The 20,855-nt window shown below is 74.7% G+C and carries 23 protein-coding genes; 11 read left to right on the top strand and 12 right to left on the bottom strand.

All coding sequences use genetic code 11. The features are described from left to right. Positions 1 to 20: 20 nt before the first annotated feature. Both H4O22_RS02475 and H4O22_RS02470 read right to left on the bottom strand, forming a co-directional pair. A complete protein-coding gene (locus tag H4O22_RS02475) occupies positions 21 to 827 on the bottom strand; it encodes a glucose 1-dehydrogenase (RefSeq protein WP_182525519.1) in 807 nt (268 codons plus the stop codon). Then, the gene (locus H4O22_RS02470; protein ID WP_182525518.1) at positions 824 to 1,909 is read right to left on the bottom strand and encodes an NAD(P)H-dependent amine dehydrogenase family protein; all 1,086 of its coding nucleotides are present in this window, start codon (positions 1,907 to 1,909) and stop codon (positions 824 to 826) included. Before H4O22_RS02470 ends, H4O22_RS02475 begins: the two co-directional genes overlap by 4 nt. A gap of 72 nt (positions 1,910 to 1,981) precedes the next feature. Here H4O22_RS02470 and H4O22_RS02465 point away from each other — a divergent pair, with 72 nt between their 5' ends. Next, entirely contained in the window at positions 1,982 to 2,626 is a 645-nt protein-coding gene (locus tag H4O22_RS02465; RefSeq protein WP_182525517.1) for a PaaI family thioesterase, read from the top strand. A 328-nt stretch (positions 2,627 to 2,954) separates the two neighbouring features. Here the strand turns inward: H4O22_RS02465 and H4O22_RS02460 are convergent, their stop codons facing one another. Both H4O22_RS02460 and idi read right to left on the bottom strand, forming a co-directional pair. Beyond that, positions 2,955 to 3,833, bottom strand: a complete 879-nt coding sequence (locus tag H4O22_RS02460) for an alpha/beta fold hydrolase (RefSeq protein WP_182525516.1) — start codon at positions 3,831 to 3,833, stop codon at positions 2,955 to 2,957. Positions 3,834 to 3,861: 28 nt separating this feature from the next. Beyond that, a complete protein-coding gene (idi, locus tag H4O22_RS02455) occupies positions 3,862 to 4,416 on the bottom strand; it encodes an isopentenyl-diphosphate Delta-isomerase (protein ID WP_182525515.1) in 555 nt (184 codons plus the stop codon). Positions 4,417 to 4,585: 169 nt separating this feature from the next. Here idi and H4O22_RS02450 point away from each other — a divergent pair, with 169 nt between their 5' ends. Genes H4O22_RS02450 through H4O22_RS02425 form a run of 6 tightly spaced genes read left to right on the top strand, consistent with a single transcriptional unit; the run spans position 4,586 to position 10,283 of the window. Next, complete coding sequence (locus H4O22_RS02450) at positions 4,586 to 5,653, top strand: NAD-dependent epimerase/dehydratase family protein (RefSeq protein WP_182525514.1); 1,068 nt, start codon at positions 4,586 to 4,588, stop codon at positions 5,651 to 5,653. Next, positions 5,650 to 6,453, top strand: coding sequence for a UbiA family prenyltransferase (locus H4O22_RS02445; RefSeq protein ID WP_220451264.1), 804 nt, complete (start codon positions 5,650 to 5,652; stop codon positions 6,451 to 6,453). The genes H4O22_RS02450 and H4O22_RS02445 overlap by 4 nt, the downstream gene beginning before the upstream one ends. After that, positions 6,453 to 7,640, top strand: coding sequence for an NAD(P)/FAD-dependent oxidoreductase (locus tag H4O22_RS02440; protein WP_182525513.1), 1,188 nt, complete (start codon positions 6,453 to 6,455; stop codon positions 7,638 to 7,640). The genes H4O22_RS02445 and H4O22_RS02440 overlap by 1 nt, the downstream gene beginning before the upstream one ends. 2 nt (positions 7,641 to 7,642) lie before the next feature. Continuing rightward, on the top strand, positions 7,643 to 8,719 hold the full coding sequence (locus H4O22_RS02435; protein ID WP_244963075.1) for a type III polyketide synthase: 1,077 nt from the start codon (positions 7,643 to 7,645) through the stop codon (positions 8,717 to 8,719). Beyond that, positions 8,716 to 9,237, top strand: a complete 522-nt coding sequence (locus H4O22_RS02430) for an isoprenylcysteine carboxyl methyltransferase family protein (protein ID WP_182525511.1) — start codon at positions 8,716 to 8,718, stop codon at positions 9,235 to 9,237. The genes H4O22_RS02435 and H4O22_RS02430 overlap by 4 nt, the downstream gene beginning before the upstream one ends. After that, positions 9,234 to 10,283 (top strand): NAD(P)/FAD-dependent oxidoreductase, encoded by a 1,050-nt coding sequence (locus H4O22_RS02425; protein ID WP_182525510.1) that lies wholly within the window; start codon positions 9,234 to 9,236, stop codon positions 10,281 to 10,283. Before H4O22_RS02430 ends, H4O22_RS02425 begins: the two co-directional genes overlap by 4 nt. Here H4O22_RS02425 and H4O22_RS02420 read toward each other — a convergent pair. From H4O22_RS02420 to H4O22_RS02385, 8 genes are read right to left on the bottom strand one after another with little or no spacing between them, the layout of a single operon-like run. Next, the gene (locus tag H4O22_RS02420) at positions 10,255 to 10,881 is read right to left on the bottom strand and encodes a TetR/AcrR family transcriptional regulator (protein WP_182525509.1); all 627 of its coding nucleotides are present in this window, start codon (positions 10,879 to 10,881) and stop codon (positions 10,255 to 10,257) included. The two genes, H4O22_RS02425 and H4O22_RS02420, sit on opposite strands and share 29 nt — an antisense overlap. Further along, positions 10,874 to 11,914, bottom strand: coding sequence for a 1,2-phenylacetyl-CoA epoxidase subunit PaaE (gene paaE / locus H4O22_RS02415; protein ID WP_182525508.1), 1,041 nt, complete (start codon positions 11,912 to 11,914; stop codon positions 10,874 to 10,876). The genes H4O22_RS02420 and paaE overlap by 8 nt, the downstream gene beginning before the upstream one ends. Continuing rightward, complete coding sequence (gene paaD, locus H4O22_RS02410; RefSeq protein ID WP_182525507.1) at positions 11,914 to 12,396, bottom strand: 1,2-phenylacetyl-CoA epoxidase subunit PaaD; 483 nt, start codon at positions 12,394 to 12,396, stop codon at positions 11,914 to 11,916. The genes paaE and paaD overlap by 1 nt, the downstream gene beginning before the upstream one ends. 2 nt (positions 12,397 to 12,398) lie before the next feature. Then, positions 12,399 to 13,250, bottom strand: a complete 852-nt coding sequence (gene paaC, locus H4O22_RS02405) for a 1,2-phenylacetyl-CoA epoxidase subunit PaaC (RefSeq protein WP_182525506.1) — start codon at positions 13,248 to 13,250, stop codon at positions 12,399 to 12,401. Continuing rightward, the gene (gene paaB / locus H4O22_RS02400; protein WP_182525505.1) at positions 13,234 to 13,518 is read right to left on the bottom strand and encodes a 1,2-phenylacetyl-CoA epoxidase subunit PaaB; all 285 of its coding nucleotides are present in this window, start codon (positions 13,516 to 13,518) and stop codon (positions 13,234 to 13,236) included. Before paaB ends, paaC begins: the two co-directional genes overlap by 17 nt. Beyond that, the gene (paaA, locus tag H4O22_RS02395; RefSeq protein ID WP_182525504.1) at positions 13,515 to 14,459 is read right to left on the bottom strand and encodes a 1,2-phenylacetyl-CoA epoxidase subunit PaaA; all 945 of its coding nucleotides are present in this window, start codon (positions 14,457 to 14,459) and stop codon (positions 13,515 to 13,517) included. Before paaA ends, paaB begins: the two co-directional genes overlap by 4 nt. Before the next feature lie 41 nt (positions 14,460 to 14,500). Beyond that, positions 14,501 to 15,253: a hypothetical protein gene (locus H4O22_RS02390; protein ID WP_182525503.1), complete on the bottom strand. Its 753-nt coding sequence runs from the start codon at positions 15,251 to 15,253 to the stop codon at positions 14,501 to 14,503. A gap of 38 nt (positions 15,254 to 15,291) precedes the next feature. After that, positions 15,292 to 15,687, bottom strand: a complete 396-nt coding sequence (locus H4O22_RS02385) for a hypothetical protein (RefSeq protein ID WP_182525502.1) — start codon at positions 15,685 to 15,687, stop codon at positions 15,292 to 15,294. A 166-nt stretch (positions 15,688 to 15,853) separates the two neighbouring features. Here H4O22_RS02385 and H4O22_RS02380 point away from each other — a divergent pair, with 166 nt between their 5' ends. The 4 genes from H4O22_RS02380 to H4O22_RS02365 all read left to right on the top strand — a co-directional run bounded on the left by H4O22_RS02380 (position 15,854) and on the right by H4O22_RS02365 (position 20,588). Continuing rightward, positions 15,854 to 16,333 carry an NUDIX domain-containing protein gene (locus H4O22_RS02380; protein WP_182525501.1) on the top strand — a complete coding sequence of 160 codons (480 nt, stop codon included), beginning with the start codon at positions 15,854 to 15,856 and terminating at the stop codon, positions 16,331 to 16,333. Between the two features lie 69 nt (positions 16,334 to 16,402). Next, positions 16,403 to 19,336, top strand: a complete 2,934-nt coding sequence (locus H4O22_RS02375; protein WP_182525500.1) for an ATP-binding protein — start codon at positions 16,403 to 16,405, stop codon at positions 19,334 to 19,336. A 147-nt stretch (positions 19,337 to 19,483) separates the two neighbouring features. After that, positions 19,484 to 19,834: a hypothetical protein gene (locus H4O22_RS02370; protein ID WP_182525499.1), complete on the top strand. Its 351-nt coding sequence runs from the start codon at positions 19,484 to 19,486 to the stop codon at positions 19,832 to 19,834. Between the two features lie 22 nt (positions 19,835 to 19,856). Continuing rightward, positions 19,857 to 20,588, top strand: coding sequence for a DinB family protein (locus H4O22_RS02365; RefSeq protein WP_182525498.1), 732 nt, complete (start codon positions 19,857 to 19,859; stop codon positions 20,586 to 20,588). Positions 20,589 to 20,855 lie beyond the last annotated feature (267 nt).

Genomic DNA, 20,855 nt, shown 5'->3' with positions numbered 1-20,855 from the left:
CGGGTCACTCTCTCACCCCGTCACCCGACGCTCGGCTCGAGCGGCGGCACGGGTACGGCGATCGCCGGCGCCTCGACGCCGCCGTCGACCTGGAGCACCTTGCCGGTCACCCAGGACGCGGCCGGCGAGGCGAGGTAGAGCGCCGCGCAGGCGATGTCCTCGGGACGGCCCGGCCGGCGCATCGGCGTACCGGCCTCGTACTCCGCGCGCAGCGCGTCGTCGGTGAGCACCACCGCCAGCCCCTGGGTGGCGACGCCGCCGACGCTGATCGCGTTGACCCGCACCCGCGGCGCGAGCTCGGCCGCGAGGTTGCGGGTCATCATGTTCAGCGCGGCCTTGGCGGTGCCGTAGGCGACGAACGAGGTCATCACCATGTCGGAGCTGCGCGAGGAGATGTTGACGATGCTGCCCTCGCCGGCGGTGTCGACCATCGCCCGCGCTGCGCGCTGGCTGAGCAGAAACGGTGCGGTCACGTTGAACCGCAGCGCCTTCTCGAACATCCGCTCGCTGGTCTCCATCGCGGGCCGGGGCCCGGTGCCGCCGGCGTTGTTGACGAGTACGTCCAGGCGGCCGAGGGTCCCGACCGTCTCGTCGACGAGCCGCTCGAGCTGGTCGGTGTGCATCACGTCGGTCTCCACGACGTGGGCGCGCCGGCCGGTCGCCACGATCGACGCCGCGACCTCCTCGAGGTCCGCGCGGGTGCGGGAGGCGAGCACGACGTCCGCGCCCGCCTCGGCCAGGCCCAGCGCGATGCCGCGCCCGATCCCCTGGCTCGCCCCGGTCACGACCGCGACCTTCCCGTCGAGCCGGAAGTGGTCGAGGATCACGCGCCCGCCCCGTCCCGGAGACCGAGGTGCGGGGCCGCGCGGCCGGCGATGAGCGGCAGGTGGAGGTAGGTCCGCACGCCGGGCTCGGCGCGCACGACGTACGGGATCGAGCTGACGCAGTGGTTGGCGGTGGAGACCACGCCCGGGTTGCGGACCAGGCCGGCGGCCACCGACTCCGGCTGCAGGCCCTTGAAGGTCAGGGAGACCGTCGGGTCGCCGGTGACCTCGACCTCGAACCGCTCCCCCTCCGGGCCGAAGGACCAGCCCGGGTCGAGGTCCTCCTCGCCCATCAGCCAGTTCACGGCGGCGGTGACGACCGGCTCGCCGTCGACCAGCGCGTCCCACCGGAACCGGCGGGCCGCGACCCGACCGGGCTCGATCACGCCGATGGGGGTGTCGATGGGCGCGCTCGCGACCGCGACCTCCTGGGTGGTGCGGACCTCGGTGCCCGAGCCGAATCCCATCTCCGCGACGACCATCCGGACCGACGCCTTGAAGCCCCCGGAGAGCAGCCCCGCCATCGGGCTCGCGTACGCCTCCTCCGGGGTGCCGCCGAAGCCCATCACGTGGCGCACCACGTCGGGCGCGTTGTAGGTGCGGATGTCGGAGAACTCCTCGGCCCGCACGTGGGTCACCGACGCCGACAGCGACGAGACCATCAGCGGGAACCGCTCGGTGATGCCGCCCGGGTGGATGCCGGTGCCGTGCAGCGTGGTGCCGCCCTCGCGACAGGCCGCCTCGATCGCGACGACGCGGTCGGGGTTGGGGTAGATCCAGCCGACCGGGGTGACCACGTTCTTGCCCGAGCGCAGCAGCGCCGCGACCTGGTCGTCGTCGGGCACCAGCGGCGCGTAGACGACGCAGTCGGCGTCCATCGCCAGGACGTCGTCCATGCTCGTCGTGGCGGTGACCCCGAGCGGCTCGGCGCCGATGAGCTCCCCCACGTCCTTGCCGTGCTTGGCATCGCTGTGCACCCAGCAGCCCACGAGCTCCAGATCGGGGTGCGCGAGCACCCCCTGGATCGCGGCGACGCCCACGCCGCCCGTCGCCCACTGGACCACCCTGATCGGTCGATTCGTCATGCCCGCAGTCAGTCAGTGACGGAAGTCACTGTCAAGATCGAAGTCACTGTCACTTTCTGGCAGGCTGCGGGCATGACCAGCCCTCCGCACCACACGGCGTACTTCCCGCTCGAGGACGTGCCGACCGAGGAGGTGGACCGCCAGGAGGCGGTGTACGCCGGGCTGGCCGGTGCCGTCCGCGACCTGCTGGACGCGACGCTCACCACCGACGCGCCCGACGACGTGGTCGCGGAGGCTGGTGCGGCCGTGGCGGCCGTGACCGAGCGGCTGCGGGAGCGCCAGGCCGACGGCGCGACGGGCGTGAAGACCAACGGGCGCGGCCGCACCTGGAGCTGGGGCAACGCCGTCATCGGCCCGCGCAACGCGACCGCCCCGCCGCTCGACGTCGTCCGACCGCCCGAGGGCGGCCCGGTGCACGCCGAGGTCACCCTCGGCGCCGCCCACCAGGGCGAGCCCGGGATCCTGCACCCCGGCGCCGCGGTCAAGATGCTCGACCACCTGATGGGCGTCGTCGCCGCCGACGGCCGCCGGCTCACGATGACCGGCACGCTGACGGTCCAGTACCGCCGCCCGACGCCGCTCGGGACGGTCTCGCTGGCCGGCTGGATCTCGGGCGAGGAGGGCAGCAAGGTCCTCGTGCGCGCCGAGCTCTCCGACGCCGACGGCGTCACCGTCGAGGCGGACGGCGTCTTCGTCGTGCCCCGCTGGGCGCGCTAGCCGTACCGGTGGTCGAGCAGCGAGGAGCGCCAGCGACGAGCGATGTCGAGACCCCCGCAACCCACGTGCCCACCCCAGGCCCCAGGTCCCTCACCGGGTCTCGACACCGGGACTTCGTCCCTGCTCGACCACCGGGTGGGGTCTCGACGACGGTCAGGCGCTGCGCGCCTTCCCTGCTCGACCCCCGGTGGTCGAGCAGCGAGGAGCGCCAGCGACGAGCGATGTCGAGAACCCCGCAGCACACGTGCCCACCCCAGGCCCCAGGTCCCCCACCGGGTCTCGACACCGGGACTTCGTCCCTGCTCGACCACCGGTGGTGGGGGCGTTCTCAGGGGCCGTTGGTGAGGAACTCCAGGACGTGGGCGTGCACCGCGTCCGGCTGCTCCACCTGGAGGAAGTGGCCGGCGCCGGGGACGGTGACGGCGCGGCTGCCGAGCGGCAGCTTCGCCTCGACGCCGGCGGCGAAGCCGGGGTGCAGGCAGCCGTCGTCGGCGCCGTGCAGGTACAGCGTCGGCACCGTCGGGGTGCCGGCCCAGGTCCGCTTCCAGTCGCGGTACGCCGGGGGGACGGCCCACGGCGCGCGGATCGCGCGGTAGTAGCCGACGGCAGCGTGCCGGTTGGCCGGCGCGTCGAGGGCGGCGAGCACGTGCGGGAGGTCCTCGGACGCGTCGTGGCCCGGCGACCAGTCGCGCCAGAGCCGGCGCACCAGCCGGGGCAGGGTCCGCTCCGGGAGCAGCGGCAGCTGGTTGAACCCGACGTACCAGCTGTTGCGGGCCTGGCGCGCGAGCAGCCGGGGTCCGGCGCCGTCCATCGTCGGCAGCGGCGGGACGGCCATCGCCACGATCCGGCGGTACGGCGAGCGCGGGTGCGCGCCCAGCCCGTGCGCGGTGATCGCGCCCCAGTCGTGGCCGACCAGCACCGCGTCCTCACCCCCGCCGAGCACCTCGTGGACCGCGGCGGCGTCGGCCATCAGCGCCGCGACGTGGAAGCAGCCGTCGTCGGGCACGGCGCTCGGCGCGTAGCCGCGCAGGTACGGCGCGACCACCCGGTAGCCGTGCCCGGCGAGGAACGGGCCGAGGTGCCGCCAGGCGTGCGCGGTGTCGGGGAACCCGTGCAGCGCCACCACCAGCGGACCGTCGGCCGGCCCCCAGGCGAGGGCGGACAGCGTCACCTGCGGCAGCCGCAGCTCGAGCGTCTCGGGAGTCACCCCGGCACCCTAGGGCCGGGTCAGCCGATCAGCCGGGCAGCGAGTCCGCGTTGCGGAGCGCCCGCGCCTGGTCGACGAACCACGGGCTGAGCGCCCACGGCGCGCGCCGCACGATCGTCCACACGTCCTCGGGATCGGCCCAGGACAGCTCGGCGACCTCGTCGGGGTTCGGCTGCGGGACCTGGACGGTGCGCGCGACGAAGACCGGGCACAGCTCGTTCTCGACGATCCCGCCGGCGTCGACGGCGCGGTAGCGGAAGTCGGGCAGCAGCAGGCGTACGCCGGTCACCTCGACGCCGAGCTCGTGGCGGCCGTACCGGACCACGGCGTCGGCCATCTCCTCGCCGGGGCGGGGGTGGCCGCAGAAGGAGTTGGTCCAGACGCCCGGCCAGGTGCGCTTGCTCAGCGCACGCCGGGTCATCAGCATCCGGCCGTCCGGGTCGAGCAGGTGGCAGGAGAACGCCAGGTGCAGCGGCGTGTCCCGCGTGTGCACGTCGGCCCGCGGCGCGGTGCCGGACGGCGTGCCGTCCGCGTCGAGCAGGACGACGAGGTCGTCGGTCCGCTCCTCGCTCTGCAGCGACATCCCCGGTCCCTTCGGCGGCGCCCGGACGCCGCTGGAGGCGGCGAGGGGCGTCCGGCCGGTAACCGCCGACCCCGTCCCGCAATCAGGCCGAGATCCGGGCGGTGGTGAGCCGTGTGAGGCCCCACCCCGAGGGGCACCGTGCAGGTCGGAAGAGCAGCGGGGAGAGATCATGCGGATCGTCGTCACCGGCGCGACCGGGAACATCGGCACGGCGGTCCTGCGCCGGCTGGCCGGCACCGGGCACCAGCTCGTCGGGCTGGCCCGGCGGCTGCCCGAGGGCCTCCCGGACGTCGAGTGGCGCACCGTCGACCTCACGACGGTCAGCGTCGAGCAGCTCGCCGGCATCCTCGGCGGCGCCGACGCCGTGGTGCACCTGGCCTGGGGCTTCCAGCCCTCCCACGACATCGACCACCTCGAGGAGCTCGGGGTCGGCGGCACCCGGCGGGTCGTCGAGGCGGTCGCCCGCGCCGACGTCCCCCACCTGGTCCACCTGTCCTCGGTAGGCGCCTACTCGCCGCGCTCCGACGACACCCCGGTCACGGAGTCCTACCCGACCGGCGGCGTCCCCACCTCGCCGTACAGCCGGCACAAGGCGGCCGCGGAGCGGATCCTGGACCGGTTCGAGGCGGAGACCGCGGCGTCGCCCGGCCGCGGCACGACGGTCACCCGGATGCGTCCGGGCATCGTGGGCCAGCGGACGGCGGGCAGCGCGCTGCTGCGGTACGGCGTGCCGGGCGCGATCCCGCGCCGCGCCCTCCACCTGCTCCCGGTGCTGCCGCTGGACCGCGGGCTGCGGATCCCGGTCGTGCACGCCGACGACGTCGCGGACGCCGTCGCCCGCGCCCTCGAGGGCCGGGTCGGCGGGCCGTTCAACCTGGCCGCCGACGACCCCCTGACCGCCGCCGACATCGCCCGCGGCCTGGGCGCCAAGCTCGTGCACGTGCCGTCCGAGGTGCTCCGGCCGGTGGTCGCGGCGACCTGGCGGATGCGGCTCCAGCAGATCGACGAGGGCTGGCTGGACATGGCCTACGCACTCCCCCTGCTCGACACCACCCGCGCTCGCAGCGAGCTCGGCTGGGGCGCGACCCGCAGCGCCGTCGAGGTGTTCGCCGAGGCGGTCGAGGGGATGCGCTCCGGGGCGTCCGGCCCGACACCGGTGCTGCGGCGCCGCACCGTCCCGGGCGCGCTGCGCGACGCCGTACGCCGTGGTCCCGTCGCCCGGAGGACGCGGCCGTGACGGCGGCGGGCGGCCTGTTGACGGCCGCCCACCCCGGGCCCACGGCCGCGGTGACCACCGTGACCGGGCTGCTCGCGGTCTCGGCCGGCCTCGGCGCCGCGCCCGCGGTCCTGGTCACCGCGGCGGTCCTCACCGGCCAACTCAGCGTCGGGTGGGGCAACGACCTCCTCGACGCCGACCGCGACCGCGCCGTCGGCCGCCTGGACAAGCCGGTGGCGGCCGGCCTGGTCGGCGAGCGCACCGTCGGCGTCGCGCTGGCGCTCGCGCTGATCGCCTGCGTGCCCCTCTCCCTCGCGGCGGGCTGGCGCAGTGGCGTCGTGCACCTGCTCCTCGTCGTCGGCGCGGCGCACGCCTACAACCTCGGCCTCAAGGCGACCGCCCTCTCCTGGGTGCCGTACGCCGTGGCCTTCGGCACCCTCCCGGCGATCGCCCACCTCGCCGGCGACGACCCCGCGTGGCCGCCGTGGTGGATGCTCGCCGCCGGCGCCGCCCTCGGGGTGGGCGCGCACGTGCTCAACGCGCTCCCCGACCTCGCCGACGACCTGCGCACCGGCGTCCGCGGGATGCCGCACCGGATCGGGCCGACCCTCGCGCGACCGCTCGCCGCGGCGCTCCTCGTCGCCGCCTCCCTGCTCGCCGCGCTCGGCCCCGAGGGCAGCCCGCCCGGGTGGGTCTGGGCCGCGCTGGTGGTGGTCGTGGCGCTCGCCGCGACGGCGCTCGCGGGGAGCGGCCGCGGGCCGTTCCGCGCGGCGATGGCGATCGCGCTGGTCGACGTCGCCCTGCTCGTGGCGGCCGGCTGATGGCCACCTGGGACCTCGCCGTCGTCGGCGCCGGGCCCGCCGGGGCGGCGGCCGCGCTCGGCGCGCTGCACGCCGACCCGGGGCTGCGGGTGGCGCTGCTCGACCGCGCCGACTTCCCCCGCGACAAGGCCTGCGGCGACGGCGTCGCGCCGCACGTCCTGGACCGGCTCGCCGAGGTCGGCGTGACCGGCCTGCTCGACGACCGGGTCCCGGTCTCGCGGCTGCGGCTGGCCCGCGACGACCACGAGGTGGACCGCACCATGACGCGCCCGTCGTACGTCGTCCCCCGGCGCGTGCTCGACGCCCGGCTGGTCGACGCGGCCTGCCGCGCCGGGGCTGTGCTGGTCCGGCACCGGGTCCGCGAGGTCGCCACCCACCCCGACTCCGTGCTCCTCGACGGCGAGCTGGACGCGTCGGTGGTCGTGGGCGCCGACGGCGCCCGGTCGGCCGTGCGCCGCGGCCTCGGCGTCACCCACGCCCGCACCGCGCTGGCGCTCCGCGGCTACGCCCCCACGCCGTCGGGCCGCGCCGGCGCCCAGGTGATCGTCTTCGGCACCCGCCGGCAGCCGTCGTACGCCTGGTCCTTCGACCGCGGCGACGGCCTCGCGAACGTCGGGTACGGCGAGGTCCTCCACGACGGCCGCGCGGCGCCCCGACGGGCCGACCTGCTCGCGTCCCTCGAGGAGCTGCTGCCCGGCTCCACCACCGGCGGCGAGGGCTGGACCGGCCACCACCTGCCGCTCTCCGGGGCGCGCTGGCGGCCGCCCTCGGGCCGGGTGCTGCTGGTCGGCGACGCCGCGGGGCTGGTCAACCCGCTGACCGGGGAGGGCATCTACTACGCGGTCGCCACCGGCATCGCCGCCGGCCGGGCCGCCGCGGCCGCCGTCGCCGACGGCGCCCCGGCGACCGCGGGGCGGCGCTACGTGCGCGCAGCCCGCTCGCACCTGCTCCCCCACCTGCGGCACACCGCCGCGGCCGCCCGGCTGACCGGCCACGGCGCGGTCCTGGAGGCGGGGCTGCGCGCCGCCGCCCGCGACCAGCGCGTCTTCGACGACCTGGTCGAGCTGGGCCTGGCCCGGGGCCGGATCACCCCCGCCGTCGTCCGCGGCCTGGCCGGGTCGCTGCGGCGCCCCGCCGCGCGAACCCACCCGTCGCCCCAGCCTGTCGAGCCTGTCGAGGAGAGATGACCATGCGCATCCTGAGCGTCCGAGGCGCCCTGCCCGAGCACTGCTACCCGCAGGAGCAGATCACCGACTCCTTCGCCGCCATCATGATGGGCGAGAACGTCAACCGCGCGGTCGTCGACCGGTTCCACCGGAACGCCTGCGTGGAGACCCGGCACACCGCGATCCCGCTGGAGGAGTACGCCGGCCTCGGCGACTTCGGCGCCTCCAACGACGCGTTCATCGCCGCGGGCGTCCAGCTCGGGGCCCGCGCCGTCGTCGACGCGCTCAAGGCCGTCGACCTCGCACCGGACGACGTGGACCTGCTGGTCTCCGCGACCGTCACGGGCCTCGCCGTACCCTCCCTCGACGCCCGGGTCGCCGCGCTCACCGGCATGCGCGACGACGTGGTCCGGGTGCCGATCGTCGGCCTCGGCTGCGTCGCCGGGGCCGCCGGCGTCGCCCGGCTGCACGACTACCTCGTCGGGCACCCGGACGCCGTCGCGGTGCTGATGAGCGTCGAGCTGTGCTCGCTCACCCTCCAGCGCGACGACACCTCGGTCGCCAACCTCGTGGCCAGCGGGCTCTTCGGGGACGGCACCGCCGCGGTGGTCGCGGTCGGCGCCCGCCGCGCCGCCCAGCTCGCCACCGGCGACGCGCCGCAGCCCGAGGTGCTCGCCAGCCGCAGCCGGCTCTACCCCGACTCCGAGCGCACCATGGGCTGGGACGTCGGCGCCGGCGGGCTCAAGATCGTCCTGGACAGCCAGGTCCCCGACGTCGTCCGCCGGTACGTCGGCGAGGACGTGCGGCGGTTCCTCGCCGACCACGACCTCGGCCACGACGACATCGAGTGGTACGTCGCGCACCCCGGCGGCCCCAAGGTGCTCGAGGCGCTCGAGGACGCGCTCGAGGTGGACCGCGAGGCGCTCGGGATGACCTGGGACTCGCTGCGCCGGATCGGCAACCTGTCCTCCGCGTCGGTGCTGCACGTCCTCGCCGACACCCTCGCCGACCGGCCACCACGGCCCGGCTCGTACGGCCTGATGCTGGCGATGGGCCCCGGCTTCTGCTCCGAGCTGGTGCTGCTCCGGGCGGCGGCATGAGCAGCGAGGCGCTGTTCACGGTCCTGATCCTGCTCGTCGGCCTGGAGCGGGTCGCCGAGCTCGTGGTCTCCCAGCGCAACGCGGCCTGGGCGTTCGCGCGCGGCGGCGTGGAGACCGGGCGCGGCCACTACCCGGTGATGGTGCTGATCCACACCGGGCTGCTGGTCGGCTGCCTGGTCGAGGCCTGGCTCGCCGACCGGGAGTTCCTGCCCGCGCTCGGGTGGACGATGCTCGCGCTGGTGGTCCTCTCGCAGGTCGTGCGCTGGTGGTGCATCGGCACCCTCGGCCACCAGTGGAACACCCGGGTGATCGTGGTCCCGGGCCTGCCGCTGGTCTCCTCGGGGCCCTACCGCTTCCTCCCGCACCCCAACTACCTCGTCGTGGTGCTCGAGGGGCTGGCCCTCCCGCTGGTGCACAGCGCGTGGGTGGCGGCCGCCGTCTTCACCGTGGCGAACGCCGCGCTGCTCCGGGTCCGGATCCGCGCCGAGGAGCGGGCCCTGCACGCGGTGGCCGCGTGACCCCAGCCAGCACCCGGGAGGTCGACCTCCTGGTCGCCGGCGGCGGCCCGGCCGGCCTGGTGACCGCCCTGCACGCCGCCCGGGCCGGCCTCCGGGTGGAGGTCTGGGAGCCGCGGCCCGGTGCCGTCGACAAGGCGTGCGGCGAGGGGCTGATGCCGGGCGCGCTGGCCGAGCTCCAGGGGCTCGGGGTCGACCCGGCGGGGCACCCGTTCCGGGGCATCCGGTACGTCGCGGGCCGGGCCAGCGCGGACGCCGACTTCCGCCGCGGCCCGGGCCGCGGGATCCGGCGTACCACCCTGCACGCGGCGCTGCACGGGGCCGCGGTGGCCGCCGGCGTCGGGTTCGAGCAGCGCGCGGTCCGCGCGCTGTGCCAGGACGACGAAGGCGTACGGGTGGACGGCGTCCGCGCCCGGCACCTGGTCGCGGCGGACGGGCTGCACTCCCCCGTCCGGCGCCTGCTCGGCCTCGAGGTGGGCACCGCGCACCGGCCCCGCTTCGGGCTGCGGCGGCACTTCGCGGTGGCCCCGTGGTCGCCGTACGTCGAGGTGCACTGGGCGCCCGAGGTCGAGGCCTACGTGACCCCGGTCGCCGACGACCTCGTCGGCGTCGCCGTGCTCGCCTCGACCAAGGGGTCGTACGACGCGCGGCTGGCGATGCTGCCCGGCCTGCGGGAGGCCCTGGCCGGCGCCGAGCCCGCCAGCGACGTGCGTGGCGCGGGGCCGCTGCGCCAGGAGGCGCGCTGCCGGGTCGCCGGGCGGGTGCTGCTGGTCGGCGACGCGGCGGGGTACGTCGACGCGCTCACCGGCGAGGGGCTCGCGCTGGGGTTCGCGCAGGCCCGGGCCGCGGTCGCGGCGATCCTCGACGGGGACCCGCAGCGCTACGACGCGGAGTGGCGCCGGCTGACCCGGCGCTACCGCTGGCTGACCGCCGCGCTGCTCGCCGGCACCCGCGCGCCGCTCGCCCGGCGCGCCGTCGTCCCCGCCGCCCGGGCGCTGCCGCCGGTCTTCCGCGGCGCGGTCAACGCGCTCGCCCGGCCGGTGGGCTGACCAGCCCCTCGAAGGCGACGGCCGCCACCGCGCGGGCCAGCTCACCGGGGTCGACCGGCCCCGCGGCGTCGTACCACTCCACCAGCGAATTCACCATGCCGAACAGCAGCCGGGAGACCACGTCGGGCGCCAGGTCGTCGCGCACCGCCCCCTCGGCGGCGGCCTCGCGGACCAGCGCCGCGAGCCGGGCGTCGACCCACCGCCGGCGCTCCAGCGCGGCCCGCTCCACCTCGGTGTTGCCGTGCACCCGCAGCAGCAGGGTGACCGCCGGCTGGTGCGCCACCAGCAGGCGGACGCCGTCCTCGACGACCTGCCGCAGCCGCGCGTACGCCGTCCCCTCCGCGCCGTCGTCGGTCGCCCGGGCCACCAGCGCGGTCAGCCCGCCGAGCGCCTCGTCGAGCGCCAGCTCCAGCAGCCGCTCCTTGCCCGGGACGTGGTGGTAGAGCGCGGCCTTGCTCAGCCCGAGCTCCGCGGCGAGGTCGCCCATGCTGGTCGCGTCGTACCCCTGGCGGATGAACAGGTCGATCGCGACCCGCAGCACCGCCTGCTGGTCGTGGCCGGGGCGCCCCCGCCGGGGCCGCGCAGAGACCTCAGGCATCGAAGTCCACCAGCACGCGCTCGGTCTCCGGCACCGCCTGGCAGGTCAGCACGTAGCCCGCGTCCACCTCGGCCGGCTCCAACGCGTAGTTGCGCCGCATCCGGACCGAGCCGTCGCGCACCAGCGCCCGGCAGGTGCCGCAGACCCCGCCCTTGCAGGCGAACGGCAGGTCGGCGCGGGTCGCCTGCAGCCCGTCGAGGAGGGGGACGTCGCGCGGCACCCGCGCGGTCGTGGACCGGCCGTCGAGGACCACGGTCGCCTCGGCGGTCTCGCCGGTCGGCACCGCCTCGGCGCGCACCAGGTCGGGCGGCGGCTCGTCGACGTGGAACAGCTCGACGTGCACCCGCTCGGGCGGCACGCCCAGCTCGGCCAGCACCTCGCGCGCGACCACCACCATCGCGAACGGACCGCACACCCACACGTGGTCGACCCCGGCGACCGGCGCGACCGTGGTCAGCAGCCGGCGCAGCCGGTCGGCGTCCAGCCGCCCCGAGAACAGCTCGACGTCGCGGGGCTCGCGGCTGAGCACGTGCACGACCGAGAACCGCGCGCCGTACCGGTCCTTGAGGTCGGCCACCTCCTCGGCGAACATCACCGACGCGCTGGTGCGGTTGCCGTAGACCAGCGTGACGTCGGCGTCCGGGCCGGTCAGCGCGGTGCCCGCGATCGAGAGCAGCGGGGTGATGCCGGAGCCCACCGCGAGGCAGAGGTGCCGGCCGCCGGGCTCGGCGCGCCACCGGCCGGTCGGCGGCAGCACCTCGACGGTCGCGCCGGGCGCCACCTCGCGCACCAGCCAGCGGGAGAACAGCCCGTCGGGAATCTCCCGGACGCCGATCCGGGGCGCGGCGCCGACGGGCGCGCAGATGGAGTACGACCGGCGGTGCTCGACGCCGTCGACGACCCGGCGGAGCGTGAGCGACTGCCCGGCCGCGAAGGCGTAGGTGTCGCGGAGGTCGTCGGGCACCGCGAAGGTCACCGCGACCGCGTCGTCGGTCAGCCGCTCGACCCGGTCGACCACCAGGGGGTGGAACATCAGATCTCCTTGACGTGCTGGAACGGCTCGCGGCACGCCGGGCAGCGGTACAGCGCGGTGCAGGAGGTCGGCCCGAACTCCGAGGTGAGCTCGGCGCCGGCCCCGCAGCGCGGGCAGCGCACCGCGCGGCGCGACGGGCCGAGGGTGAGCGCCACCGGCCCGGCCGGTGCCGCGCCGGGCGCGGAGACGCCGTGCTCGGCGAGCGCGGCCCGGCCGCGCTCGGTGATCAGGTCGCTGGACCACGGCGGGTCCAGCGCGACCCGCACCCGCACGTCGGGGTGGCCCTCCTCGGCGAGCCGGCGCACCACGTCGTCGCGCATCACGCCGAGCGCGGGGCAGCCGGAATACGTCGGGGTCAGCGTCACCACCACCGCGCCGTCCGGGCCCTCCTCGACCGAGCGGAGCACGCCGAGGTCGGCGATGGTCAGCATCGGCATCTCGGGGTCGGTCACCGACGCGGCCACGTCGTACGCCGTCGTCATGCTCACCACCCCGCCATCGGGTGCGCGCGGGCGACCGACTGCAGCTCGGCGAGCAGCGCGGGCAGGTCGTCGGGCAGGTCGTGCGTGCCGCTGGGGCGGGGCAGCCCGCACGCGTCCAGCAGCTGACCGAGCGCCAGGTCGGCGTCCTCGCGCGCCTCGGGGTGCCGGCCCACCAGCTCGTCGTACGCCGGGGCGAGGGCGCCGAGCGCGGCCTCCGTGCGGCGCCGTGACTCCTCGGTGCCGCGTGCGAGCGTCAGCACCCAGCGGCTGGACCAGTCGCGGTGGTAGGCGACCTCCTTGACCCCCTTCGCGGCGACCGCGGCCAGCACCGGGTCAGCGCCCGGGTCGTCTCCCGCGGCGAGCCGCTGGAGCGCCGGCAGCCGCACCGCCGACCAGCAGAACAGCCGCACGACCGTGTGCGCGAAGTCGCCGTTGGCGAGCGCCGCGGCGCGCGAGCAGCGGAAGCCCGGGGCGGCGCGGAAGAACGCCAGCGCGTCCTCGGCGGGCACCGGCGACCCCGGCGGCAGCGCGGGCACGACCGACGGGTCGGCGACCGCCGCGCGGGCGAGCAGCAGCCGTGCCTGGCCGAGCAGGTCGAGGGCGACGTTAGCGAGCGCGATGTCGTCCTCGAGCTCGGGGGCGCGGCTGCACCACTCCGAGAGCCGGTGGGAGAGCACCAGCGCGTCGTCGCCGAGCGCCAGGCAGGTCGCGGCGAGCGCCGCCCGGTCCACGCCGTCGGGCACCGTCGGGTCGATGCCCTCGAGCGGGTCGGCGAACCCGGTGCCGAACGCCCAGTGCGCCGGGTCGGTGCCGAGCAGCCCGTCGTACACGCCCTCTTCAGATGTGGGGGACATCGTCGGGGATCTCGTAGAAGGTGGGGTGCCGGTAGACCTTGTCGCCGGCCGGGGCGAACAGCGGGTCCTTCTCGTCGGGGCTGGAGGCGGTGACCGCGTCGGCCCGGACCACCCAGATGCTCACGCCCTCGTTGCGCCGGGTGTAGACGTCGCGGGCGTGCCGCAGCGCCATCGCGTCGTCGGCGGCGTGCAGCGAGCCGACGTGCACGTGGTTGAGCCCGCGCTTGGCGCGCACGAAGACCTCGTAGAGAGGCTGGGCGCCGCTCATGCGCCACGACTCCCAGCAGCGCCCGCGGCGTACGCCAGCGCGGCCTCGCGCACCCAGGCGCCGTCCTCGTGGGCGCGGCGCCGGTGCTCGATCCGCTCGCGGTTGCAGGGCCCGTCGCCGGAGACCACCCGACGGAGCTCGTCCCAGTCGGGCTCCCCGAAGTCGTGGTGGCCGCGCTCCTCGTTCCACCGCAGCGCGGGGTCGGGGAGGGTGACGCCGAGCGCCGCGGCCTGCGGGACGCTCATGTCCACGAACCGCTGCCGCAGCTCGTCGTTGGGGTGCCGCTTGATGCCCCAGGCCATCGACTGCGCGGAGTTGGGCGAGTCGGTGTCGGGCGGGCCGAACATCATCAGCGCCGGCCACCAGAACCGGTCCACCGACTCCTGCACCATCGCGCGCTGCTCGTCGGTGCCGCGCATCATCGTCATCAGCAGCTCGTAGCCCTGCCGCTGGTGGAAGGACTCCTCCTTGCAGATCCGGATCATCGCCCGCCCGTAGGGGCCGTACGACGTGCGGCACAGCGGCACCTGGTTGCAGATCGCGGCGCCGTCGACGAGCCAGCCGATGGTGCCGACGTCGGCGTACGACGGGGTGGGGTAGTTGAAGATCGAGGAGTACTTCTGGGCGCCGCTCATCAGCCGCTGCTCGAGGTCGTCGCGGCTGACGCCGAGGGTCTCGGCCGCGGAGTAGAGGTAGAGGCCGTGCCCGGCCTCGTCCTGCACCTTGGCGAGCAGCACCTGCTTGCGGCGCAGGGACGGGGCGCGGGTGATCCACGCGCCCTCGGGCTGCATGCCGATCACCTCGGAGTGCGCGTGCTGGGCGATCTGGCGCACCAGCGTGCGCCGGTAGCCCTCCGGCATCCAGTCGCGCGGCTCGATCCGGTCCTGCCGGGCAAGGGTGTCCTCGAAGCCCTGCTCGAGGTCCTGCTCGAGGTCCGCCATGGCGCCTCCCGTGATTACCGACCGATCGGTCAGTAATCACTCTAGCGCGTGACGATCCGGTTCCACGGGCCGCGCGGGACGTCGCCGCCGTCGATGAACCGCCAGCTCACCTTGTCCCGGTCGCCGTTCAGCGAGCGGAAGCCCAGGCAGCCGTTGAGCGCGGGCGAGACATCCATGCCGGCGTTGTTGTAGCGCTTCGACGCCGGCCGCGCGTCCCGGCGCCCGAAGACGTAGCGGGCGTCGTGGTAGCGACCCGGGCCGGCGTCCTGGATCTGGCCGAAGCAGGTGCGCCCCCGCGAACGGAGCTTGACCCAGCGGTTCTTCATCAGGCTGACCTGCGGGTCGTCGACCTTCGCGGCGTACCGCGGACGGCTGGCCCACGGGATGACCTCGCCGCGCCGGCGGAAGCCGATCCGGTCGTTGAGGTCGTCGTACGGCACGTCGAGGTAGAAGGGGTTCTGCTTCGGCGTCATCCGCCGGGGGAACCAGCCGTCCTTCGCGAACCGCCGCTCGGTCGTGCACACCCCGCGGCGGAAGCGCCCGTCGCAGCCGCCGTAGCTCTCGTACCAGTGGTCGTCGTACGTCGAGATCATCTGGCTGCCGTCGGGGGCGTCGGCGTCGAAGATCTCCCCCACCCAGAACGTCGTCGCGACGATCCGCGTGTGCCAGGGGTACGCCGCAGCGCGCCGCTCGTCGTCCGGCCGCGCCGCGTCCGCCCGGACCGGCAGCAGCAGCGTGGCCAGCACGATCACCAGCAGGGGCAGGGCTCGTCGCGCACACGTGGTCCGGATCACCCGGGGAGGCTAGTCGTCGGCGGCGCCCCGCGGCGCCGTCAGTCGGCGCGCCGGACCCGGATCGTCGGGCTGACGTCGCCCTTGCAGTCCTGGGTGCGGGCGACCCTCGCGTAGAAGCGGCCCTCGGTGCCGGTGTTGCCGGTCGACCAGGTGTAGCGGCGGCCCTGCCGCTCGGTGGTGTCGGCGACCCACAGGTGCGGCTCGCCGGCGACCATCTTGAAGACCTTCACGGTCCGGTCGGCCGCGCACCGCCGCGGGCGCGGGCTCTTCACGACGCCGGACATGTCGGTGCCCTCCGCGGTGATGGTCACGGTCACCGCGGCCCGCGCCGGGGCGGCAGCCGACGTCGCCGGCGCCGCCTGCGCGGGGGCCAGGAGTGCCGAGGCTGCGAGGCCGCCGGCGACCAGGGCGGCGGGGATGATCGAGCTGTTCATGATGGACCTGCCTTCCCGGGACGACTCTCGTCCCTCGGGAGCAAGGAGCCCCGACGCCGCCGCTGGATACCCGCCCGGCGAGGTCTTTGCCGTCGCCGGGTGTCGCGCCATCCGCCCGACTCGTTCGAGACCTGGACTTGTCGGACGTCCGTGCTCGGATGGGCGCATGCATGAGGTCGTGGTCGGCGCGCTGGTTCGTGAAGGGCGCGTCCTCCTCGTGCACCGGCGACCGGACAAGCGTGCCAACCCCGACGTGTGGGACCTGCCCGGTGGAGGCGTGGAGGCCGGCGAGTCAGAGCTCGGTGCACTCACCCGGGAGCTTCACGAGGAGCTCGGCGTGCAGATATCGACCGGCACCGCGTCCCACCTGTGTCGGCTGACCGCGGGACCTCCAGACGAGCCGGCCCTTCTCAGCGCGTGGCTCGTCCGTGACTGGCAGGGAGTGCCCGCGAACGCCGCTCCCGAGGAACACGACGGCATCGGATGGTTCAGCCTCGAGGAGCTGCCCCCTCCTCCCCACGTGCTGGTGCGCACGGCTCTGGTGGAGGCCTGGGAGCCACCAAGAGACCTCCCGCAGGACGGGGTCGGCCAGACTGCGATCGAGGCGATCGGTCCCTCGCCAGTGGCGACCCGGAGATCTGAGTAGACAGGGGAAGGACTCCCGCGGATCCTGAAAGTGAGGCGATGTCACGGGTCCTCGGCTTCCGGAGGTGGCATGAGCGCACTGCCCCGTCCCGACCTGCCGCCCGGCCCCCACCGCGACCTGACGGCCGCCCTCCACGAGCTCCACCACGAGGCCGGATGGCCCAGTCTGCGACGACTCGCTGCCGACGCCGGCTGCTCCCACACCACGGTCTCCAAGACCTTCTCGTCTCCCGCCCTCCCGAGCTGGGGCACGCTCGAGCTCCTCGTCGAGTCCATGAAGGGCGACGTGAGCGAGTTCCACGACCTCTGGCTCGCCGCGTCCAACCCGCCGTCCACCGCCCCCACCGCCACCGGACACCGCATCGCCGGACGCAGGTCCGAGCTCGGCGCCCTCCGGAGGCACCTCGAGTCCGGGACCGGTCTGCTGCTGGTGATGGGCGAGGCGGGCCTGGGCAAGACGCGGCTGGTGTCCACCGCGTGCGAGCCAGCGGCCTCGGACGTCTTCGTGGCCACCGGGCACTGCCTGCCCCTCTCGACCGAGGTGTCCCTCCTGCCGATGGCCGACGTCCTGCAGGAGGTGTACGCCTACGACGACGGGTCGTGGATCGAGAGCGTGTTGGCCGAGTCGCCCGACCACGTACGGGCGTTGGTCGGTCGGCTCCTTCCCCACGTCTCCACGACACAGACAGCACAGACAGAGCTGTTGCCTGACTCTCGCCATCTGCTGCTCTGGGCCATCGGCGCGACGCTGAACAGACTGCGATCACATCGGCCGTTGGCGCTGCTCATCGAGGACCTCCACTGGGCAGACCCCGCCACGCGCGACCTGGTCGAGCACCTCGTGGCCCGCGGACCCGAGGTTCCGCTCGTCGGGACGTGGCGCACCGAGGACCCGACGACCTCGCCCGAAGCCGTCGAGTGGCTGACCAGGATCCGTCGGCTCTCCACCGTGACCGAGCTCCAGCTCGCGCCTCTGACCCGTGAGGAGACCGCCCAGCAGCTCGCCCTCCTGGACGGGCGCGAACCCACGGCCGATGCCCTCACGTCCATCCACGAGCGCAGCCTGGGACTACCGCTGTTCACCGAGCAGCTGGCGGCACACGCCAGTGACGGGCGCGACCTGCCGTCCCTGCTCGAGACCCTGTTGTCACAGCGACTGTCGGGGATCAGCGAGGAGGCGTGGCTGCTGGCGAGGGTCCTCGGCGTCGCGGATCGGCCGTTGCCGGAATCGATCCTGGCTGATGCGGCCGGGATCACCACGGCCGCGCAGGCACGAGCGATGCACGAGCTCCGAGACAAGCGGCTCCTGGCTGTGCACGCCGCGAGCGCGGAGACCCAGCTCCGGCACCCGCTCCTCGCCGAGGCTGTGCGCGGCCGGTTGCTGGCGGCGGAAAGGACGTCCGACCACCGGCGGCTCGCGGCCGCGCTGTCGGGCGTCGAGTCCGCGGACCCTGCCGAGATCGCCCTGCACTGGCGCGAAGCAGCCGAGCCCGCGCACGAGCTCCCGTGGCGGGCGCGGGCCGGCCACCGCGCCCGAGAGCGCCTCGACCCCAGCCAGGAGGCCCAGCACTGGTTGCGCGTGGTCGAGCTGTGGCCTTCCGAGGTCGGCACTATCGAGCTTGCGGAGTGCGCGGACCGGGACGAAGCTCTCTTCCACGCCCTCCGGGCCTGCGAGGAGTGCGACGAGTGGTCGGCGCGGGCGCTGGCTCTCGCCGATGCCCGGCTCGGCGAGCTGCGCGGCGTGACGACGAACACCTCCGCCCGCTTGCACGAGCTGATGGCCCGCGTCCACGAGGAGCACGACCACCGCGCCCTTGCCATCGACCTTGCCCGGCAGTCCGTGGAGCTGTTCCGTCAGCTACCGGTCGGCCCCGGGCTCGCCCGAGCACTCGTGACCTTCGGGTTCCTGCTCGGGGAGGACACCCGCCAGCAGGAGGGGCTCTCGTGGGCGCGCCAGGCGCTCGACGTCGCCCAAGCCGTCGATGACCCCGTCGTCATCTTCGATGCCACGGTGGCGATTGCTGCGCTCGAGGCCTTCACCGGTGACCCCGGGAGCGCGATGGCAAGGATCGACGCGCTGCGCGCCGACGGACCGGCGCCTTCGTGGCAGCAGGAGATGTTGCTCGGCATGTACCACACCGACATGTTGCTGACGTACAACCGCCCCCTGGCGGAGGTGGAGGAAGCAGGACGCGCCTCCGTCGAGCTGTCGCGCTCTCCCGGCCTCGGCCTGGCTGGCATGGGGGTGATGGTCAAGATCAACATCGCCGAGGCGATGGTCAGGGCCGGGCAGGTGTCCCGAGCGGCGTCGCTCCTCGTACCTCCAGAACAGGACGGGTCCACCCAGGCGAGCTCCCTGGTCCCCCTCGGGGGCCGGGTGGAGTGGGCCCGGATCGAGGTGTGCCGAGGTCGCCTCGCTGAGGCACGCCGCGCGATCGCCGAGCTCGACGCCGTGCTCGTGAGCGAGCCGCAATTCATGATCTGGTGTGCCGATGCCGCCGCGCAGGTCGAGCTCTGGAGCGACCAGCCCGGATCAGCCTGGCGGCGCCTGCGGGGGGTGGTCGAGGCGCTGCTCGACAGAATTGAAGCCGAGACCCTTGCTCCGCTGCTCGTCCTGGCCGCGCGAGCTGCCGCCGACTGCGTGGGCGACGCCCGTGACCCTGACGCTCTCGCCGTCCTCGAGGGTCTTCGCCGACGTGCCTCCGTGGATCCGTTCGACGGGGTGTGCCCCGACAGCCACGCTTGGCGCGCCTCGTGGGATGCCGAGCTCGCCCGCCTGAGCGACCACGAGACGCTCGACGGGTGGGTCCGGGCCGCGGCCGAGTGGGATCGGCTCACCCGTCCGCACGAGGCGGCATACAGCCGCTGGCGTGCGGCCATGGTGGCCCGCCGTGAGGGTCGGGGCGCGGCGGCAGCACGTCTTCTCGAGCGCGCCGCGACCGACGCGCTCGAGCACGTCCCCCTCCACGGGGCGATCAGGGCCACCGCTGACGGTGTCCGCTGATCCTGGCCGGCTCACCTGCGAGGATCCCGGCAGGAAGCCCGCGACGCGTGCGACGGATCGGGCCGTGGCGCGTCGGACCTGTCGGACCTGTCGGACCCTGCCGCCTTCTCCCGCGTCGGGACGGGGCAGGTGGGCTGGGGGCCGTCGGTGACGTGCCAGTCCGACCTGACCATGAAGCACGGCCGACGGTCGGTGTCGGGCACTGCCGCCTTCTCCCGCGTCGGGAGGGGGCAGGTGGGCTGGGGGCCGTCGGTGACGTGCCAGTTCGACCTGACCATGAAGCACGGCGGACTGTTGCTGGTCTCACGCTGTCCTGCCGTGGCGGAAGCAGCCGTGCCGGCGACGGTGGTCATGACGATGGTGATCGCCGTGCCGGCGATGGCTCCCATGCGCCGGGATGCTGTGTCGTTCATGGAGCTCTCCCTGCTCTGTCCGCGGCGGATGTCGCCGCTGGATCTCCAGAGTTGGGCCCGGCCGATCCCTGTTGACGGGGGTTGACGGAAGTGGACAGCCTGTCGGCATGCGGCGCTTCGACGACGAGGACCTCACCGGCACAGAGTTCCGCGAGTGCGACCTGAGCAGGGCTCGGATGGTCGGCGTGGTCATGCAGGACGCCGAGATCGACGGCCTGGTCACCAACCTCGTGGTCAACGGGGTCGAGGTGATGCCCTACGTCGAGGCGGAGCTCGACCGCCGTCACCCGGTACGGCTGCTGTTGCGGTCCGATGAGCCGGCCGACCTGCGAGAGGCGTGGCGGCAGCTGCGGGAGGACTGGGCGGCGACCACCGAGCGGGTCCGGTCCATGCCCGAGAACAGTGAGCATCACCGCGTCGACGGCGAGTGGTCGATGGTCGAGACCCTGCGTCACCTCGTCTTCGTGCACGACTCCTGGTTTCGACGCTGCGTGCTCGGGCTCACCGAGCCGTTCACGGCGATGGGACTGGGGCCACCGTTCGTCATGGACCGGGAGGAGGACGGGCTGGACCCGTCCGCCCGTCCGAGCCTCGACGAGGTGCTCGCCGTGCGCAGCCGGCAGGCCTCGGAGATCGAGACCTGGCTGTCCGGGGTCACGCCTGGTCGGCTCGCGCAGACCGCGCCGGTGCCCGACGACGACCGGTGGCCGCCGTACGCCCAGGGGCGGGCAGTGCGGCAATGTCTTGGCACCGTGCTCGAGGAGGAATGGGCTCACCACGGGTTCTGCAGACGCGACCTGGACACGCTGTCGCGTCAGCAGTCTTCGCCGGGCTCGTGAGCGACACCCTGAGCCTCCTGCTGCGTGCTCCGGGGCCGCCGCGGAACGCCGTCGACGGTCAGGTGGACCTCGGCATCCGGTGCTGGATCAGGGCCTTCGGCGTCCCCGCATCCGACAAGAGTCGTCCACAGGCGGCGGCGAGGGCGGATGCCGTGGGGATGCGTGCCGGCAGCCGTGCACCTCGGGGGGTCATGGTGCGCCTTTGACGGGACGGGCCGGGTGAGGTTCTCCATGGCAGCGCGGCAGGTAGGTGCGGCCAGGAGGTCC

This window comes from Nocardioides dongkuii (assembly GCF_014127485.1).
Lineage (GTDB): Bacteria > Actinomycetota > Actinomycetes > Propionibacteriales > Nocardioidaceae > Nocardioides > Nocardioides dongkuii.
The sequence above is the reverse complement of the archived record's forward strand: the minus strand, read 5'-3'. Positions and strand labels throughout refer to the sequence as shown.

Coding starts and splice junctions, on each gene's coding strand:
- H4O22_RS02470 (WP_182525518.1), bottom strand. CDS start 1,909: ATGACGAATCGACCGATCAGGGTGGTCCAGTGGGCGACGGGCGGCGTG.
- H4O22_RS02465 (WP_182525517.1), top strand. CDS start 1,982: ATGACCAGCCCTCCGCACCACACGGCGTACTTCCCGCTCGAGGACGTG.
- idi (WP_182525515.1), bottom strand. CDS start 4,416: ATGTCGCTGCAGAGCGAGGAGCGGACCGACGACCTCGTCGTCCTGCTC.
- H4O22_RS02450 (WP_182525514.1), top strand. CDS start 4,586: ATGCGGATCGTCGTCACCGGCGCGACCGGGAACATCGGCACGGCGGTC.
- H4O22_RS02440 (WP_182525513.1), top strand. CDS start 6,453: ATGGCCACCTGGGACCTCGCCGTCGTCGGCGCCGGGCCCGCCGGGGCG.
- H4O22_RS02435 (WP_244963075.1), top strand. CDS start 7,643: ATGCGCATCCTGAGCGTCCGAGGCGCCCTGCCCGAGCACTGCTACCCG.
- H4O22_RS02430 (WP_182525511.1), top strand. CDS start 8,716: ATGAGCAGCGAGGCGCTGTTCACGGTCCTGATCCTGCTCGTCGGCCTG.
- H4O22_RS02420 (WP_182525509.1), bottom strand. CDS start 10,881: ATGCCTGAGGTCTCTGCGCGGCCCCGGCGGGGGCGCCCCGGCCACGAC.
- paaE (WP_182525508.1), bottom strand. CDS start 11,914: ATGTTCCACCCCCTGGTGGTCGACCGGGTCGAGCGGCTGACCGACGAC.
- paaD (WP_182525507.1), bottom strand. CDS start 12,396: ATGACGACGGCGTACGACGTGGCCGCGTCGGTGACCGACCCCGAGATG.
- paaC (WP_182525506.1), bottom strand. CDS start 13,250: ATGTCCCCCACATCTGAAGAGGGCGTGTACGACGGGCTGCTCGGCACC.
- paaB (WP_182525505.1), bottom strand. CDS start 13,518: ATGAGCGGCGCCCAGCCTCTCTACGAGGTCTTCGTGCGCGCCAAGCGC.
- paaA (WP_182525504.1), bottom strand. CDS start 14,459: ATGGCGGACCTCGAGCAGGACCTCGAGCAGGGCTTCGAGGACACCCTT.
- H4O22_RS02385 (WP_182525502.1), bottom strand. CDS start 15,687: ATGAACAGCTCGATCATCCCCGCCGCCCTGGTCGCCGGCGGCCTCGCA.
- H4O22_RS02380 (WP_182525501.1), top strand. CDS start 15,854: ATGCATGAGGTCGTGGTCGGCGCGCTGGTTCGTGAAGGGCGCGTCCTC.
- H4O22_RS02375 (WP_182525500.1), top strand. CDS start 16,403: ATGAGCGCACTGCCCCGTCCCGACCTGCCGCCCGGCCCCCACCGCGAC.
- H4O22_RS02365 (WP_182525498.1), top strand. CDS start 19,857: ATGCGGCGCTTCGACGACGAGGACCTCACCGGCACAGAGTTCCGCGAG.